Origin of the sequence: Halanaerobium hydrogeniformans (assembly GCF_000166415.1) — a bacterium.
Taxonomy (GTDB): domain Bacteria; phylum Bacillota; class Halanaerobiia; order Halanaerobiales; family Halanaerobiaceae; genus Halanaerobium; species Halanaerobium hydrogeniformans.
Genome location: NC_014654.1, coordinates 1,845,293 through 1,863,478 on the forward strand (window position 1 = coordinate 1,845,293; position 18,186 = coordinate 1,863,478).

Annotated in this window: 19 protein-coding genes, 1 tRNA gene and 1 other RNA gene; all 21 read right to left on the reverse strand. The window is 32.9% G+C overall.

The genetic code is table 11. The features are described from left to right. Positions 1 to 10: 10 nt before the first annotated feature. The 21 genes from lepB to deoC all read right to left on the reverse strand — a co-directional run bounded on the left by lepB (position 11) and on the right by deoC (position 18,126). Positions 11 to 556, reverse strand: a complete 546-nt coding sequence (lepB, locus tag HALSA_RS08400) for a signal peptidase I (protein WP_013406148.1) — start codon at positions 554 to 556, stop codon at positions 11 to 13. A gap of 32 nt (positions 557 to 588) precedes the next feature. Further along, entirely contained in the window at positions 589 to 885 is a 297-nt protein-coding gene (yajC, locus tag HALSA_RS08405) for a preprotein translocase subunit YajC (RefSeq protein ID WP_013406149.1), read from the reverse strand. 124 nt (positions 886 to 1,009) lie between these two features. Beyond that, on the reverse strand, positions 1,010 to 2,119 hold the full coding sequence (gene tgt, locus HALSA_RS08410; protein ID WP_013406150.1) for a tRNA guanosine(34) transglycosylase Tgt: 1,110 nt from the start codon (positions 2,117 to 2,119) through the stop codon (positions 1,010 to 1,012). A gap of 2 nt (positions 2,120 to 2,121) precedes the next feature. Next, a complete protein-coding gene (gene queA / locus HALSA_RS08415) occupies positions 2,122 to 3,165 on the reverse strand; it encodes a tRNA preQ1(34) S-adenosylmethionine ribosyltransferase-isomerase QueA (protein ID WP_013406151.1) in 1,044 nt (347 codons plus the stop codon). Between the two features lie 18 nt (positions 3,166 to 3,183). Further along, positions 3,184 to 4,218, reverse strand: coding sequence for a Holliday junction branch migration DNA helicase RuvB (ruvB, locus tag HALSA_RS08420; RefSeq protein WP_013406152.1), 1,035 nt, complete (start codon positions 4,216 to 4,218; stop codon positions 3,184 to 3,186). Between the two features lie 2 nt (positions 4,219 to 4,220). Next, the gene (gene ruvA, locus HALSA_RS08425; RefSeq protein WP_013406153.1) at positions 4,221 to 4,823 is read right to left on the reverse strand and encodes a Holliday junction branch migration protein RuvA; all 603 of its coding nucleotides are present in this window, start codon (positions 4,821 to 4,823) and stop codon (positions 4,221 to 4,223) included. Next, on the reverse strand, positions 4,820 to 5,317 hold the full coding sequence (ruvC, locus tag HALSA_RS08430; RefSeq protein ID WP_013406154.1) for a crossover junction endodeoxyribonuclease RuvC: 498 nt from the start codon (positions 5,315 to 5,317) through the stop codon (positions 4,820 to 4,822). Before ruvC ends, ruvA begins: the two co-directional genes overlap by 4 nt. A gap of 182 nt (positions 5,318 to 5,499) precedes the next feature. Then, positions 5,500 to 6,264 carry a YebC/PmpR family DNA-binding transcriptional regulator gene (locus HALSA_RS08435; protein ID WP_013406155.1) on the reverse strand — a complete coding sequence of 255 codons (765 nt, stop codon included), beginning with the start codon at positions 6,262 to 6,264 and terminating at the stop codon, positions 5,500 to 5,502. Positions 6,265 to 6,421: 157 nt separating this feature from the next. Further along, positions 6,422 to 6,631: a hypothetical protein gene (locus HALSA_RS08440; protein WP_013406156.1), complete on the reverse strand. Its 210-nt coding sequence runs from the start codon at positions 6,629 to 6,631 to the stop codon at positions 6,422 to 6,424. Next, a complete protein-coding gene (locus tag HALSA_RS08445) occupies positions 6,624 to 6,833 on the reverse strand; it encodes a hypothetical protein (RefSeq protein ID WP_013406157.1) in 210 nt (69 codons plus the stop codon). The genes HALSA_RS08440 and HALSA_RS08445 overlap by 8 nt, the downstream gene beginning before the upstream one ends. A 61-nt stretch (positions 6,834 to 6,894) precedes the next feature. Continuing rightward, positions 6,895 to 7,232, reverse strand: an RNA gene (rnpB, locus tag HALSA_RS12545) — RNase P RNA component class A. A 63-nt stretch (positions 7,233 to 7,295) separates the two neighbouring features. Beyond that, complete coding sequence (locus tag HALSA_RS08450) at positions 7,296 to 8,417, reverse strand: Nif3-like dinuclear metal center hexameric protein (RefSeq protein WP_013406158.1); 1,122 nt, start codon at positions 8,415 to 8,417, stop codon at positions 7,296 to 7,298. Positions 8,418 to 8,517: 100 nt separating this feature from the next. Next, positions 8,518 to 8,594 (reverse strand) — tRNA-Ile (locus tag HALSA_RS08455). A 167-nt stretch (positions 8,595 to 8,761) separates the two neighbouring features. Further along, a complete protein-coding gene (rpoD, locus tag HALSA_RS08460) occupies positions 8,762 to 9,844 on the reverse strand; it encodes an RNA polymerase sigma factor RpoD (protein ID WP_013406159.1) in 1,083 nt (360 codons plus the stop codon). Between the two features lies 1 nt (position 9,845). Next, on the reverse strand, positions 9,846 to 11,654 hold the full coding sequence (gene dnaG, locus HALSA_RS08465) for a DNA primase (RefSeq protein ID WP_420795051.1): 1,809 nt from the start codon (positions 11,652 to 11,654) through the stop codon (positions 9,846 to 9,848). A 136-nt stretch (positions 11,655 to 11,790) separates the two neighbouring features. Then, the gene (locus HALSA_RS08470) at positions 11,791 to 12,804 is read right to left on the reverse strand and encodes a deoxyguanosinetriphosphate triphosphohydrolase (protein ID WP_013406161.1); all 1,014 of its coding nucleotides are present in this window, start codon (positions 12,802 to 12,804) and stop codon (positions 11,791 to 11,793) included. Between the two features lie 11 nt (positions 12,805 to 12,815). Then, positions 12,816 to 13,622, reverse strand: a complete 807-nt coding sequence (locus tag HALSA_RS08475) for a pyruvate, water dikinase regulatory protein (RefSeq protein ID WP_013406162.1) — start codon at positions 13,620 to 13,622, stop codon at positions 12,816 to 12,818. A gap of 26 nt (positions 13,623 to 13,648) precedes the next feature. Further along, a complete protein-coding gene (gene glyS, locus HALSA_RS08480) occupies positions 13,649 to 15,709 on the reverse strand; it encodes a glycine--tRNA ligase subunit beta (RefSeq protein WP_041596032.1) in 2,061 nt (686 codons plus the stop codon). A gap of 5 nt (positions 15,710 to 15,714) precedes the next feature. Next, positions 15,715 to 16,563 (reverse strand): glycine--tRNA ligase subunit alpha, encoded by an 849-nt coding sequence (locus tag HALSA_RS08485; protein WP_013406164.1) that lies wholly within the window; start codon positions 16,561 to 16,563, stop codon positions 15,715 to 15,717. A gap of 94 nt (positions 16,564 to 16,657) precedes the next feature. Then, entirely contained in the window at positions 16,658 to 17,425 is a 768-nt protein-coding gene (recO, locus tag HALSA_RS08490; protein WP_013406165.1) for a DNA repair protein RecO, read from the reverse strand. A 17-nt stretch (positions 17,426 to 17,442) separates the two neighbouring features. Then, on the reverse strand, positions 17,443 to 18,126 hold the full coding sequence (gene deoC / locus HALSA_RS08495) for a deoxyribose-phosphate aldolase (protein WP_013406166.1): 684 nt from the start codon (positions 18,124 to 18,126) through the stop codon (positions 17,443 to 17,445). Between the last annotated feature and the right edge of the window lie 60 nt (positions 18,127 to 18,186).

The window sequence follows — 18,186 nt, forward strand, 5'->3', positions numbered from 1 at the left end:
CAATAAATATCTAATTTTCAAATGATAAATCATAATCATGATGCTCAATTAACCTCATTTCGCTCAGAGGCCAGTATACCCAAAAAGCTTTTCCTGAAATTGAATCATAATCAACATAGCCAACAATGCTTTCAAATCGACTATCTGCACTGTGATTACGATTGTCACCTAAAACAAAAACACTTTCTTCTGGAACTTCATAGGGACCAAAGTCTCCGACTGTTTTATCTTTAATATAATCTTCTTCTATTGCTTCACCATTTACATAAGTAACACCGTCTTTAATATAGACGGTATCACTTGGAAGACCTATCACCCTTTTGATGTATTTTTGTGCAGGAGCTCCCCGGGGACTAAAAACAATTATATCTCCTCTTTCAGGAGGATTTATTCTATAAATAAACTTATTTACAAAAAGCCTTTCTCCATCCTGAAGTGTTTCTGCCATAGATCCTCCGTCAACAACAAAAGACTGGGCAACAAAGGTAATTATAAAAAAAGCTAAAATACCTGCTATTACCAATGACTGCAAAAACTCTTTTATCGCACCCTTCACATTATATCCCCCAGTTCATTTTAGTACATAAATTAGTCTTCTTTTTCTGAATTATCTTGACTGTCTTTTGATTTTTCTTTGACTTTAGAAATTGCACTTTTAATAAAATCAATATCAACATTTGAGCTAACTCTAATTCTTACATTATTGTCTCTGATCTTAACTACCTTACCTTTAATACCACCTATTGTAACAATCTGATCACCTACAGAAAGTTTGTCCAGCATATCTTGATGCTCTTTTTTCTGCTTTTGTTGTGGCCTGATAAGAAAAAACCAAAAAATACCAAAAATTAATATCCAGGGTAAAATCGCGTATAAATATTCCATTTAATATCCTCTCCTAATTAATTATTATCTCTCATAACTATTTCAACAATTAAAATAATATTCCTGCTAAATAAAAGATTTATTTAAAAGAATAATATCATCAATGCCTTTAATTTTCAACAACTTACTTCAATTTATATTTTTGATAAAATTCTTCCCTGAAATCTAAAAAGCTATCTTCTTTAATCGCTTTTCTTATTTTCTCACTAAATTTAAGCATAAAATACAGATTATGATAACTCGTTAATCTTACTCCTAATATCTCATTTCTTTTAATTAGATGTCGAATATATGCCCGACTGTAATTTTGACAAACATAACAGTCACAATCAGGATCTAAAGGATTAAAATCTTCCGCATAAGTTGCATTTCTAACCGTCAATCTCCCTTCAGCAGTAAAAACCTGACCATGTCTAGCAATTCTTGTCGGCATTACACAATCAAACATATCAATACCATAATATACACCTTCTAATAAGTCTTCAGGAGTTCCTACCCCCATTAAATACCTGGGTTTATCTTTTGGCATAATAGGAGTTGTATAATCTAAAATTTTATAAATTTCTTCTTTGGGTTCCCCAACACTTACACCACCAATAGAATATCCCGGAAAATTGAGCTTAGTCATTTCTTTAACACTTTTTTTCCTTAGTTCTGGATAAACCCCTCCCTGTATTATACCAAAAAGAGCCTGCTCACTGTTTTCCATTTCTTTTTTTGATCTTTCCGCCCAGCGCAAAGTTCTATTTAAAGATTTTTCTACATAACTTTTTTCAGCAGGATATGGGGGGCACTCATCAAAAGCCATTACAATATCTGAGCCTAGATTTTTTTGAATTTGCATTGACTTTTCTGGTGAAATAAAATGCTTAGAACCATCTAAGTGTGACCGAAAATAAACACCTTCTTCTTTTATTTCTCTCATATCAGATAATGAAAAAACTTGAAAACCACCACTATCAGTTAAAATAGGGAGATCCCAGCTCATAAAATCATGTAATCCACCAGCTTTTTTAATTAATTCATCTCCAGGTCGAAGATATAAATGATAGGTGTTGGCTAAAATAATTTGAGAATTAATTTCTTTTAATTCTCTTGAACTCATTGCCTTAACTGTTGCTTGAGTCCCGACCGGCATAAAAATGGGAGTTTCAATACTTCCATGAGAAGTCGTTATTTTCGTTAATCTTGCTTCTGTTTTTTTAGATTCTTTTAACAATTCAAAGTCAAACAAAACTAATCTTCCTTCCTGTTTAAGATCAACATAGCATCACCTAAACTAAAAAATCTATATTCTTCTTCTACTGCTTGATTATATGCTTTTAAGATCAATTCCTTGCCTGCGAGTGCAGAAACAAGCATTAAAAGTGTTGATTTAGGTAAATGAAAATTTGTAATTAAAGAATCAATAACTTTAAATTCATAACCTGGATATATAAATATATCAGTCCAACCTTTAAAAGCTTTTATACTACCAGATTGTGCTGCAGTTTCTAATGTTCTAGTTACTGTAGTTCCAACAGCAACTACCTTATTTCCATTAGCTTGTGTCTTTTTTATTCTTGCCACAGTTTCTGGAGAAATTTCTGCATATTCTGCATGCATTTTATGATCTTCAATTTTTTCACTTTTAACTGGCCTAAAAGTCCCTAAACCTACATGAAGGGTAATATAATCAATCTTAACTCCATAATTTTCTAAATCCCTTAATAGTTGATCTGTAAAATGAAGCCCTGCGGTTGGTGCTGCAGCTGATCCCCTTTTTTTGCTGTAAACAGTCTGATATCTTTCCGGATTATCTAGCTTCTCATTGATATAAGGTGGTAAGGGCATTTCACCAAGTTTATTTAAAATTTCTTCAAAACTACTACATCCATCATCCCAGCTAAATTCAACAATTCTTCCCCCAAAATCCGTATATTCCAAAACTTCTGCCTCTAGAATATTTTGAAACTGGATTTTAACTCCTTTTTTTGCTCTTCTACCTGGTTTTACCAGTACTTCCCATCGTCCTTCTTTTAGTTCATTTAACAATAGTATTTCAATTTCTGTACCTGTTGGAATCTTTTCTCCATATAATCTAGCTGGTATGACCCGACTGTTATTTAAAATTAACCTATCTCCTGGCTCTAAATATCTTTTTAAATTTTTAAAAAGATCTTCTCTTATCATTTTATTTTGGGGATCCAAAACCATCAACCTTGACATATCTCTTTCTGGAAGCGGTTTCTGAGCAATTAATTCTTCCGGAAGTTGATAATCAAATTCTTCTACTCTCATTTAATAATACCTCCAAAACTAATCTGAAAACAAATCTAAATTGCGTTTTTTAACATCTTCGTTAATCTTTAAATGCTGATATGCTTTTAAAGATGCAACTCTACCCCGAGGAGTTCTTTCTAAAAAACCAAGTTGAAGTAAATATGGTTCATAAACATCTTCAATCGTTTCCGTTTCTTCACTAATAGAGGCGGCTAGAGTATTTAACCCTACCGGACCTCCTCCAAATTTTAAGATAATTGTTTTTAATAGTTTATGATCGATCCTGTCTAAACCAAGCTCATCAATTTCCAGTAGTTTTAGAGCAGAATCTACTACTTTTTGATTGATAATACCATCTGCTTTAACCTGGGCAAAGTCTCTTACCCTTTTTAAAAGACGGTTAGCTATACGGGGAGTTCCTCTAGAGCGACGGGCAATTTCTAAAGCTCCATGAGATTCGATATCAACATTTAAGATCTCTGCAGACCTAAGTATGATTTCTTGAAGTTCATCTTTATTATAAAATTCAAGTCTGTTGATAACACCAAATCTATCTCTTAATGGTGAACTAAGTCTACCTGCTTTAGTCGTAGCTCCAACAAGTGTAAAAGGAGCTAAGTCTAATCTAACCGACCTTGCACTTGGACCTTTTCCAATTATAATATCTAAACAGTAATCCTCCATTGCAGGGTAAAGAACTTCTTCAACCATTTTATTTAAACGATGTATTTCATCAATAAAAAGAACATCTTTACTCTGTAAATTAGTTAGAATGGAAGCTAAATCCCCTGGTCTTTCAATTGCAGGGCCAGAGGTCTGATGAATATTAACATTTAACTCATTTGCAATTATAGCTGCTAAAGTAGTTTTCCCAAGCCCTGGAGGACCATAGAGCATAACATGATCAAGGGCTTCCTCTCTATTACAGGCAGCCTCAATAAATATCTTTAGTTTTTCCTTAGATTTACTCTGCCCAATATACTCTGCTAAAGTCTGAGGACGCAGCCCTTTATCAACTTTTATGTCATCTTTTTTCTTTTTAGGAGAAACAACTCTTCTTTCATTTTCCATCTTTATCTCTCCTTACCGAGATAACTTAATACCTGTCTAATCTTTTCAGAAACGGCTATTCCATCTTCAAAAGATATTTTCCTTAAAGCTTTATTAATCTCCGAAATTTTATATCCCAGAGCAGTTAAAGCATCAACAACATCCTGTCTATCTTCATTTTCAATTTTTGATGTAGTTGAACTTTTTTGGCCAGACTTTAAATAGACAAAATCTTCTAGTTTCCCCTGTAGTTCAAGTATTAATCGTTGAGCAGTTTTTGGTCCAATACCAGATATCTTTTTAAGAACAAGTTCATTTTCCTGCATTATAGCAGAAATAAAACGATCAGCAGGCATCGTATTTATTATATTTAAACCAGCTTTAGGCCCAATACCATTGACCGTTATTAATATTTCAAATAATTCTTTATCTTTTCTGCTTGGAAATGCAAATAATTTTAAAGCATCTTCTCTAACATAAGTATAAATATACAACTCTATATCATCACCAACAGTTGGTAAATCATCAAAACCAGCCAGTTCTGTTTCATAACCTACGCCATTGACATCTATTATAGCCTGTCCAGCTTCTAAATAAATCAGTTCTCCTTCTAAAAATCCTATCATAATCTTTCCTCCCATCCAGCATGGGCACTGTAAACATGACCATGACAAATAGATATTGCCAGTGCATCAGCAGCATCATCAGGTTTTGGCAGCTCAACTAAATTCAAAAGAGATTTAACCATCTCTTGAACCTGTCTCTTATCAGCCCTACCATAACCAACAACTGCCTGTTTTATCTGAAGTGGAGTATATTCGGCAACTTTTATTCCAGCTTGAGCACCAGCTAAAAGTATCACACCTCTAGCCTGCCCAACTTTAATTGCAGTTTTTACATTTTTATTAAAAAATAGTTCTTCTACAGCCATCTGTTCTGGTTTAAATTCTTTAATTAATTCCTGGATATTCCTGTGGATAATTTCCAGTCTTTTAATATTCGTTTTATCTGCTGAAGTTTTAATTACTCCATACTCTAAAACTTTAAAATTGTTGTTTTCTTTATCAACCAGAGCATATCCAATAGTAGCAAGGCCTGGATCTATTCCTAAAATCCTCAATTATAACACCCACCATTCAAACATAAGTTTGAAATAATTATATCATAAAATAACTAAGGCGACAATCTGAAACCCTATATTTTAATCTAAAATTAATTTACAAAAAAATAAAGACACTTTTTACAGTGTCCTCTTATTAAGACAAAAAGTCATTTTAAAACCAAGAACAAATATTAGCCAATTTAATCTTCCTCTGCTTCAATCTCTTCTCTAATTTCTTCATCAATTTCAAAATTAGAATAAACATCCTGTATATCATCATGATCTTCTAATTTTTCTATTAATCGAAGCATCTTTTTTGCATTACTTTTATCAAGTGATACCATATTATCAGGTATCATCGCTAAATCAGCAGAAGCAAACTCATAACCGTTCTCTTCCATAAGCTTTCTGGTTGATTCAAAATTTCCAGGCTCAGTATAAATATAAGCCTCTTCTTCCTCAATTTCTAAGTCTTCTGCCCCAGCCTCCAGGGCTTCTAAAAGAAGTTCATCTTCATCAATTTTAAATTCATTAAGATCGATTATCAGTTCACCTTTGCGTTGAAACATCCAGGATACACAACCATTTTCACCTAGATTACCTCCATTTTTATCTAGAACATGTCTTATTTCAGCAGCAGTTCTATTTCTATTATCGGTCATAATATCCATATATATCGCAACTCCACCTGGACCATATCCCTCATAAACAAAAGATTCATAACTCATACCTTCAAGGTTTCCAGTTCCTCTTTTAATAGCTCGTTCTATATTATCATTGGGCATATTATTATCTTTCGCCTTTTGAATAGCCATTCTGAGATCTGCATTCATTTCTGGATCTCCACCGCCCTCACGAGCAGCTACTGCAATTTTACGGCTCAATTTGGAAAACAATTTACCGCGTCTTTTATCTTCTTTTTTCTTTTTATGCTTTATATTTGCCCATTTAGAATGTCCAGCCATAATTAAACCTCCTTATAAATCAGTTTGCAGTTAATTGTAACATAATTACTGCTTTTTTTCAATATTTCCTAACCCATTTTACTAACCTTGCTTATATTAACAAAAAAAATTAGTTAAAGAAACCATGACTGTTAAGCCATGGTTAATTTATGAAAAACTATTTAGATTGTCGTAAATTGTTAACCAGATCTTGTAGTTCTTTTTTTCCATTTTCAGACCAATGAGAAATAAATGCCTCTATTTTTTCTTTATCATACTCGGTTAAATTTTCGGCAATTTCATTAATGTTTTTTTTATCTATTACTTTCATCATATCAATTGATTTTTTTAGTGGGTACTGTATTTTATAGTATATTTGATCAACCATTATTAACCTCCTCAAATTGATTTATCAATTTTTCTAAAGTAGGCATTGTTTCTCTTTCGATAAATCTTAAATATCCTTCAAGTGTAATTATTCTATTATCTAACACTCTTTCACTCATTTCAGGAGAATAATTATCGAATTGATTTGTTTTGTTGATTGCTGAGTCGATATAGTTGATTAATTCTAGAACATCTTTTGGCATCTTAACACCCCTTGTTTGAGTTTTTTAAAAATTACAAAAATAAAAGCCTTCAAAAAAATATAAAATAAGTCGACCGGTAAGCCGAGTTCTGTCGTGGATGATCATCTATCTAAATAAACAGTTACCTGTTTATTTTAGCGTCCTTACCCGGAGAAGAGCGGATCACTCTTAATTTCTCCCTATTTGGACTTACTCCAGATGGGGTTTACCTGGCATTCCAGTTACCTGAAATCCGGTAAGCTCTTACCTTACCTTTTCACCCTTACCTTAAATAATTAAGGCGGTATATTTCTGTGGCACTAGCCTGGGAGTTACCTCCACCGGGTATTACCCGGCATCCTATCCTATGGAGCCCGGACTTTCCTCATCTCATTGAGATGCGATCATCTGGTCGACTTATTTTTTTCCATTTAAAGTATATCACCAGTCTTATAATATGTCAAGTAATTTACTCAACTTAAATTATTGCCATAGTTTCCAAGGGTTTGTAATTTCTTCAGACTGTATAAATTTAATATCTTGCATTGATTTTTTTTCTGCTTTTTCAGTTAATTTTTCAAATAATAATTCTTTAACAAATTTCTCGCTGCCATAATGGCCAAAATCTATTAAAGCCATATTTAATTCTTCTGCAAGCTGAGCTTCATGATATTTTAAATCACCTGTGAGATATAAATCTGCACCATTAAAAGCGGCATCTTTTATAAAATCAGCTCCACTACCACTACAGATTGCAATTTTTTTAATTGTCTTATCTTTACTACCTACATATTTAAAACTCTCTAATGATAATTTATTTTTTACTATAATTATAAATTCTTCTAAAGTAAGAGGAGCATCTAAATAGGCAATTCTTCCGATTCCTTTAGATTCTTTGATATTTTCCAGTTTATATAAATCCCAGGCAGGTTCTTCATAAGGATGTGCTTTAATCATTTTCTTGGTTATTTTACTAATATCTTCTGCTTTGATAATAGTTTCAAGCCTATATTCTTCAACATTATTTACTTTATTTTTTTCACCTATAAAGGGTTCTGATTCTGCTAAAGGCTTAAAGCTTCCTGTACCACTAACAACAAAACCACTGTGGCTGTAATTACCGATTCTTCCAGCCCCGTTTTCATAAAGCGAATCTTTTAAATCCTGTAGGTGAGACTCAGGAACAAAAACAACTAATTTATAATAATTTTCTTCCCTGCTGACATTTAAAATTTCAACATTGATTAAATCTAGTTTATCAGTTAAATGATCGTTTAATCCACCTGCGGCAATATCCAAATTAGTGTGTGCTGAAAACAAGGCAATCTCATTTTTAATTAAATCCATGATCAAACGTCCTGTTTCACTTTGAGAATTAACAGAATTAATGGCTTTAAAGATTAGAGGATGATGAGTAATAATTAAACCACAATTTTTAGCTTTAGCTTCTTTTAAAACTGCAGCATTTAAATCTAAAGAAATTAAAACATTATTGATTTTCAAACTAGAGTCTCCAACCTGTAGGCCTACATTATCCCAATCTTCTGCCAGTCTAACTGGAGCTATTTCTCCCATTAATTGAATTATTTCTTCTATTTTAGCCATTAAAACTTCCTCCTTTAAAATATTCCAAAGTCCACCTCAAACAAAAATGTTTATTAACACAAGAAAACCCCGCTCTAATATCAGAACAGGGTTGATTTACTGGTGGGCCCACCAGGATTTGAACCTGGGACTAACCGGTTATGAGCCGGTTGCTCTGACCAGCTGAGCTATGGGCCCAGTAAACAATATTTTATTTATTTAACAGCCTTTAATTTGCGACGACAAGATTAATTATATGATATAAAAGCCAATAGGTCAAGACCTTTTAAGCTTTTTTTTCAACTTTTAATGACAATAAAGTAATAAGAGCTATAAAAAGCTTATAATAACGCATTTTTTCAAGGTTATTCTAAATAATCCTTGAGTTTTTTGCTTCGACTAGGATGACGAAGTTTGCGCAATGCTTTTGCTTCAATCTGTCTAATTCTTTCTCTGGTTACTCCAAATTCTTTACCTACTTCTTCTAATGTTCTTGGTCTACCATCTTCTATACCAAATCTGAGTTCTAAGACCCTTTTTTCTCTCTCGGTTAAAGTATCAAGTACTCCATCAAGCTGTTCTTTTAAGAGTATATAAGAAGCAGCAGAAGCTGGTGCAGGAGAATCTTCGTCTTCTATAAAATCACCAAGGTGACTGTCTTCTTCCTCACCAATAGGTGTTTCAAGTGAAACTGGCTCCTGAGCAATTTTCATAATCTCTCTAACTTTCTCAGCAGAAATATCCATTTCTTCACCAATTTCTTCCGGCTTAGGCTCTCTACCTTTTTCCTGTAATAACTGACGCGAAACTCTAATCAGTTTGTTAATGGTTTCAACCATATGAACAGGAACACGAATAGTTCTTGCCTGATCAGCAATTGAACGCGTTATTGCCTGTCTAATCCACCAGGTAGCATAGGTACTAAACTTATAACCTTTAGTATAATCAAACTTTTCTACAGCCTTCATTAGTCCCATATTACCTTCCTGAATTAGATCAAGAAAAAGCATTCCTCGACCTACATATTTTTTGGCAATACTTACTACCAAACGTAAATTCGCCTCAACAAGCTGCTGTTTGGCCCACTCGTCACCCTGTTCCATTCTTTTAGCGAGCATAACCTCTTCATCAGCTGTTAAAAGATCTACTTTACCTATTTCTTTTAAATACATCCGAACGGGATCATCAATGCCAACACCTTTTGGTACACTGAGGTCTAGACCACTGTCATCTTCCTCTTCTTCATCTTGCTGAAGCTTTTCATTGACAATATTTATATTCTTTTCATTGAAAAGATCATAAATTTGCTCTATATCTTCAGAATCAAGATCTATGTCCTCAAGAGCATCCATTATTTCCTCATATGTCAGCTCCCCTTCTTTTTTACCTCGGCTAATAAGAGCCTGAACTTCATCTATTTTAGCAGGACTTATATCTTTTTCAGCCACTTTAGTCCCTCCTTTCAATATTATAATTCATTTTTTGAAATGTAGTTAATATAGTGTTTAATTTATCAAGGTCAAAATTTTTGTTTGCTAAATAACTACATATCTTTTCTTTGCTTTTTGAAATTTTATATGAACTGATATATTCTGCCAGTTCTAAAATTCTTTCTTCACTTAAACCACTTTTTTGTTTGACAATAATTTCTGTCCAATAAGAAAAAAGCTCATCATCCAGTTCATCTTTTATACTTTCATTTTTAACTGAAGCACTGATTACCTTGCCTTGAAAAAGCAGATCTGCCAACTGAGCTGCTCTACCTGTGAAATCATCAGGAGTTAATATTTCTGATATTTCCTCCCGCAGTTCAGCCTGGGTTATATAATATGCTAAAATCTGTTCTTCAATTTTTTGATAATAAGAAATTTGAGTATTTAAATCTACTTTTTTAGAGGCACTATTAATTTTTTCTATATCCCTACGATAATTCCTGCTTTTATTTTTTTTAACTTCTTTCTTTACCTCTTTTGACAAAACTTCGGTTTTAAAAGAAGTTTTTTCAGCAGCTCTCTCTAAATATATCTCCCGCTTTAGTTCATCATCAATCTCAGCAATTAATTTTATAATCGATTTCAAAACCTTAAGCCTAACCCCTGGTTCATCAAGGTCTTTGTCCTGAATTATCATTTCAATCTTAAAATCAACCAGGCTTAAAGCACTATCCAGGTGATCAAAAAAAATCTCAGCTCCTTCTTCTCTTAACAAATCATCAGGATCATTTCCCTCATCAAGCTGAATTACTTTTACATCAATACCAGCATCACTTAATATATCCAGACCTCTTAGAGTCGCCATATTACCTGCTGTATCAGCATCATAAGCTATATAAGCTTTTTCTGCATATCTTTTTATCAGTTTTGCCTGTTCTTCTGTAAAAGCTGTACCTAAGGAAGCAATAGAATTTTTAAAGCCATTTTTATGAGCCTGAATGATATCAGTATATCCCTCCATTATAATGCAACTATTCTTTTTTCGGATTGAATCTTTAGCAAGATGCAGACCATAAAGATTCTTCTTTTTACTAAAAATTGCTGTTTCCGGCGAGTTTAAATATTTTGGCCCATATTCAGCAGCCTCTGTTTCTAAAATCCTGCCCCCAAATGCTATCACTTCACCCCTATTGTTGTAAATAGGGAAAATAACTCTATTTCTAAATTTATCATAATAAGAATTATTTTTACCTTTTGTGATTAAACCTGCTTTATAAATTAAATCAAGACTAAAATTTCTTTTCTTCAAAAAATTTAAAAGCAGCTGCCACTCATCAGCAGCATAACCGATTTGGAATTGCTTAATATCACTTTCGTTAATATCTCTATTTTTAAGATATTCTAAAGCTTTTTTTCCTATTTCTTTTTCAAGAAGAATATAATTATAAAATTTGGCTGCTAAGTTATTTAAGGCAAATAATTTTTCGCGTTCTTTGTACCTCTGCCTTTGTGCATCACTAAGATCCGGTAATTCCATCCCACTTCTTTCTGCTAAAACTTTTATCGTCTCTGCAAAAGTAAGGTTTTCAATCTCCATCACAAAATTTATTAAATCTCCGCCAGCTCCACAGCCAAAACAATGATAGAAATTATTATCAGGATTAACAAAAAAAGATGGAGTTTTTTCGCTGTGAAAAGGACAAAGCCCTTTATATCTATTACCTGACTTCTGCAGTTCAACATAATCAGAAACAAGATCAACTATATCTGCATTAGTCTTTAATTCATCTATAAAATCATCTGAATATCTGGTCAATTTATCCACCCTGACCTTTAAATTAACTTCTGTTGTAATTATATTTCTCTGAAAAATAAATTTATCCTGCATGTAAATAAATATCTTTTTATAAAACAGCTCTTTGAAATTTATTCACTAATTAATTTAATATTCCTGCAAAAAATCAATTATTTTTTTCCAACCAGGGAGTAGGAATAAATAATTCTCTGCCAAGATTGATTGCATAGCGATCTGTCATTCCTGCAATATAATCAATAATTGCAATTTTTTTGTTATCCTCAAAATCTAAATATTCTTTAGGTAAAAGATCAATATTATCCAGAAAATGATTATAAAGCATTTTAATCAAGCGCTTTGCTTTAGCTACTTCATCTTTACCTTTTGAATCTATATATACATTGGCAAATAAAAATTCTCTTAAATCATTACTTGCTTTTTCTATCTTTTTAGATCGCTTTATTTCTGGCTGCTGCCAGCTTTCTTTTATTATATCCCTGACCATTACATTGATTCTTTTAGAATGAGTATCACCAAGTATCTCCATAGTTTTCTGAGGAAGATCATCTACTGAAATCAAAGCTGCTCTTAAAGCATCATCAATATCATGATTTATATAGGCAATCCTATCAGCGATCTTAACAATTTGTCCCTCTAATGTAAAGGGCTTGTTATCACCTGTATGATTTACAATACCATCTCTGACCTCTATACTTAAATTTAAACCTCTTCTACCATTACTTCTTTTTTCTAAAAGATCTACAACCCTTAAACTCTGTTTATTATGCTGAAATTCTTTATCACTTATTTCAGAAAGAACACTTTCTCCAGCATGACCAAAAGGAGTATGCCCTAAATCATGGCCTAAAGCAACTGCTTCTACTAGATCTTCATTCAATTTTAGAGCTCTAGCAATTGTCCTGGCAATCTGGGCAACCTCTAGTGTATGGGTTAACCTGGTTCTATAATGGTCACCTTCTGGAGCAATAAAAACCTGTGTTTTATGCTTTAACCTTCTAAAAGCCTTTGAATGAAGTATCCTGTCACGATCATGCTGAAAAATTGTTCTTATATCACATTTTTTATCTTTTTTTAAACGACCTTTGCTTTCAGAACTTAATGCAGCAGTCGATAAAAGTTTTTCTTTTTCCCATTTTTCCTGTTCTATTCTGGAAAACATAAAATCAACTCCTAGCCGTTAAAATAGGCTAATACCTCCACAGCAGTTTCTTCTATATTATTATCTGTCACATCTATAACAGGGCATCCTATTTCTTCCATTATAGAATCAGCATATTCAAATTCTTGCTTTATTCGTTCCTTGGCAGCATAGGTCGCATCATCACCTAAACCCATTTTTTTGAGTCTTTCTATTCTAATATCATTTAAAAGCTCAGGATCAATTGTTAAACCGATTACTTTATTATCTTTGTTTTCCATTACTGCTGGGTGAACATCCACCTCTGGAACCAGTGGTACATTCGCAGTTTTATAACCCAGATAAGAAAGGTGGATAGATAAGGGGGTTTTAGATGTACGGGAAACTCCTACTAAAACAATATCTGCTTCAGCAATCCCTTTTTCTTCATTTAAATCATCAAATTGCAAAGTAAATTCCATTGCTTCAATTCTTTTAAAATAAGCCTCATCCAATTTATATTTCAGAGCAAATTCTTCTTTAGGATCTACTCCCAGTCTCTTAGTAATAATTTCTAATGGTTTAGTCATCATGTCCACATATTCCAGCCCATTTTTTTCAGATTTATCAATGATATATTTTCTAAGTTTTTCTTTTACAGTTGTAAAAACAATTACTGCATCTTCTTTTACAGCCTGCTCAATAATTTCATCGATCTTTTCAGTAGAACGGACAAAGGGAAAATTTTTCTTTTCAATTTTTTGTTCAGGATATTGACCAGAAGCAGATTCAACTAAATTTTTAGCAGTCTTACCAGTACAATCTGAAACAACATAGAATAAAACTTGTTTTTCACTCATCTTTTACACCCCTTTGAATAAATTTATTAATCAAGAGCTATTTCTTCAATATTAATTACCTCTCTCATCAAATCAGAAATCTCAGAAAGTATTGAAAGCCGATTCTTTTTAAGTTCTTCATCTTCCACCATTACCATAACATTGTCTAAAAACTTGTCTATGTCTTCTTTTAACTCAACCAATAAATAAAAGCCCTTCTTATATTCTTTTTTGGCAAAATGGTCTTTAATTAATGGTTGATTTTTTTGATAAACCTCATATAACTGTTTTTCTTCATCTTTAGTTAATAATCCTGCATTGATCTCTGATTTTGAATCTAAATTTTCAGATATATTTTTTGCTCTCACTAAACCTCTTACTAAATCTACAAATAACTGAGGATTTTGAGACCTAAATTCCATCAACTTTTCAGCTCTTTGATAAATATCAACAAAGTCATTATCATTAACATCTATAACTGCATTAATAATATCATAGCGAATTTCTAAATCTGAAAGGAGATTTTCAAGCCGCTGTTTAATAAATTCTTTTAGTTTTAGAGACACTTCATTTACTGTAGATTTATTAATATCCACAATTTTCATGCTCATTTTTATTATTTCTAAAATGTTAATCGAAAGTTCTTCTGCTAAAATTATTCGCAAAAGTCCTGTTGCCTGTCTGCGTAGAGCAAAAGGATCTTGAGAGCCACTGGGTATATTGCCAAGTAAAAAATGACTGCTTAAATTAAATAGCTTTTCAGCCATCGCTAAAAGCTTTCCAGAATCAGTTTTAGGTAAACTGTCTCCTGCATATCGGGGTAAATAATGCTCATAGATAGCCTCTGCAGTTTCTTCTGCTTCTCCAGCTAATAAAGCATATTCTCTACCCATAATACCCTGGAGATTGGCGAATTCATTTACCATTTCTGTTGCCAGATCATTTTTAGATAATTCAGCAGCTCTAACAGCCTTCTCTTTTTTATCTGCCCTATAATTTAATTTATCTGCCAGTTCAGAAGTTATTTCCTCAAGTTTTTGAACTTTATCATTAACACTACCCAAATCCTGTTGGAAAACAATATCTTTAATATCTTCACTTCTATTGATAAACCCATATTTTTGATCTTCCGCAAAGAAAAATTGGGCATCATCTAATCTTCCTTTTAAAACCATTTCATTACCGGCAATTACTTCAGCTAAATAATCGCTGCCTCCATCTCTGACACCAATAAATTCTGCCTTTAATTCTCCATTAGCTTTAACCGGAAAATAGCGCTGATGCTTTTCCATAGCAGTAATTAATACTTCATCTGGAAGTTCTAGGTATTCTTCTGAAAACTGACCTTTAAAAGCTGTAGGATATTCAACTAAATCTACAACTTCATCTAAAAGGCTTTCTTTAATAACTGCTTTACCACTTAAATTTAGTTTTTCGATCTGATCTTTGATAATTTTTCTCCTGGTGCCTTCTTTAACAATAATATAATTGTCCTGGAGAATATTGAAATAGGTATCAGCATGTTTTATCTTTACCTTACCCTCACTTAAAAAGCGGTGGCCAAGACTAAAGACTTCAGAATTAACATCTGCAATTTCTAAATCTATTTTTTCTTCTCCAAATAGGGCAAGTAACCATTTAATAGGGCGAATAAATTCCATTTTTACACTTCCCCAGCGCATTGCTTTAGGTAAGGGAACTTTTTTTACAATACTTTTTAAAATATCAGCTAAAATATCTTTGCTGGCTTTTCCTTTTTCAACTTTTTCAGCATATAGGTAACCATCTTTTTCAACCAGATCGGCTACTTCTACTCCCTGCCCTCTGGCGAAACCCTGACCGGCTTTGGTAGCTTCACCATTTTCATCATAAGCAATATTAACTGCTGGTCCTCGAACACTTTCTCTCTTATCTTTTTGCTTTTCTGCTAGATTTTTGATTGATAATACTAATCTGCGGGGAGTTGAATAAACATTAATTGCTTCATACTCTAAATTATTATTAGCAAAAATTTCTTTTGCGCATTCTAAATAATCTATTCTAAATTTTTTCATTGATTCTGCTGGCATTTCTTCAGTTCCAATTTCAAATATTAAATTCTTGGCCATTTCTATCACTCCTGATCTCCTGAGTCCAAATATCTGGCTGCACATTTGTGGGCCAGTTTTCGAACTCTTTTAATAAATCTTGTTCTTTCAGTAACACTAATAGCTCCTCTTGCATCTAATAAATTAAAATTATGAGAACACTTGAGTGTATAATCATAAGCTGCAAGTGTTAAATCAGCTTCAAGACAATTTTCTGCCTCTGCTTCATAAATATCAAAAAGTTTAAATAATCTATCGATATCTGCTATTTCAAAATTATAGGCTGATTGTTCAACTTCATTTTGATGATAAATATCTCTATATTTTACTCCTTCTACCCAGGTTAAATCATATACATTGTTTACTTCCTGTAAATACATGGCAATTCTTTCTAATCCATAGGTGATTTCTACTGTTACAGGATCTGCTTTAAAACCTCCAACCTGTTGAAAATAGGTAAATTGTGTTATTTCCATACCATCAAGCCAGACTTCCCAGCCAAGTCCCCAGGCTCCAAGGGTTGGTGATTCCCAGTTATCCTCAACAAAACGTATATCATGTTTTTTAGCGTCTATTCCTAATGCACCCAAACTGGCTAAATATATTTCCTGTATATCATCAGGAGAAGGTTTCATAATTACCTGATATTGAAAATATCTCTGTAGACGATAGGGATTATCACCATAACGTCCATCAGTTGGACGTCTACAGGGTTGTACATAAGCAGTATCCCATCCTTCCGGGCCAAGTGATCTTAAAAAAGTTGAAGGACTCATCGTCCCTGCTCCAACTTCAATATCATAAGGCTGTTCTATCACACAACCCTGATCACTCCAAAATTTATCCAGAGCAAAAATTATTTCCTGGAAATTCATAAATACACTTCCTCTCTTTTAACATTTTTCTATTTAAAATTAATTAAAATCATTTCTCAAAACAAAACCTTATCCTTTAGGACAAGGCCAAAGTTTAGCTATTCATATTCCTTAGGGTATATAGAAAAGATAAAGACTTTGGATTTAAATCAAGGTGATATGCCAAAAAATTTTCTGTTAGCTCCATTAATTTATTTGTCAGAGGCTCAGAAAATTGTTTGGCTTTCAATATCGTTATTTTAGCAAAAATAATTTTATACAGAGCTCTCATCTGATTTAATGAAAAATCGCTATAATCAAATTCTGCCTTGCTAAGACACTCTCTACAAATTGAGCCACCTTCTTTTACCCCAACCGCAGTAAAACCTTTTAAATTTATTTTTTCCCCGCAAACTGTACAGCTTTCAATTTCTGGTTTAACCCCCAGCAAAAGCAATAATTTTGCTTCAAAAACTGTTAAATAAAATAATAGTTCATTTTTTTCTGCTTTATTCATATATTCCAAGATTACAGCCAGCAGAGAAAATAATGCTTGATCTGCTTCAAATTCCAATCCTGCTCTTTCAATGTATTCAGCAGCCACACTGGCATGTGCCATATAGTCTAAATCCTCACGAAGTTTCGAATTCATGGCAATAGATTCAATATGATTTATTTTAGCCAAAGATCTGCCTTTATATAAGGTAAAGTGGTGATGGCTAAATGGTAAAACAAGACCTGAGCGTGACTTATTACCCTTTCGTGCCCCTCTGGCAACTGCTTTAACTTTACCATTTTCTTTTGTATACAGGGTAATAAGCCTATCTGATTCACCTAAATCAAATTGTTTAAGCACGATAGCTTCGGTCTCAAATGTAGCCAAATTAAGTCAACTCCAATTTAATCTTTCTCATCAGTCACTATAGTAACTCCAGAGCTGGCACCTATTCTATTTGCTCCAGCATCGAGCATATCTAGTGCTTCTTCAAAATTATGAATACCACCTGATGCTTTAACTCCTACATCACGGCCAACTGTTTTCCTCATTAGACTGACATCTTCTATTTTAGCTCCATAACTACCAAAACCTGTTGAAGTTTTAACAAAATCTACTCCAGCATCTTTAGCTATTTCACAGGCCTTTGTAATTTCTTTTTCATTTAAATAACAGGTTTCCAATATAACCTTGACGATAATATCAGAAGTTACTCCTGCAGTTTTAGTAGCATCAACTACTGCTTTAATGTCGGATTTGAAGATTTCTAATGCTCCAGATTTGAAAGCTCCAATATTCATAACCATATCGATCTCTTGAGCTCCATTTTTAATAGCATTTCTTGTTTCATATGATTTAACTTCAGTGGTGCTTGCACCCAGTGGAAATCCAACTACTGTACAAACTTTAACTGAACATTCTTCTAAAAGCTTTGCTGCTAAAGGAACATAAATAGGGTTAATACATACAGAGGCAAATTCGTGTTCTTTAGCCTCTTTACATAATTTTTTAATGTCATCCACTGTTGCAGTGGGATCTAAATTAGTATGGTCAATCATTTTAGCCATATCTCGCGGTTTGATCGCCATTATAAAATTCACTCCTTATTTTCTTTTAATTTCCATCAGTCAATAATTATATTCTTCAAA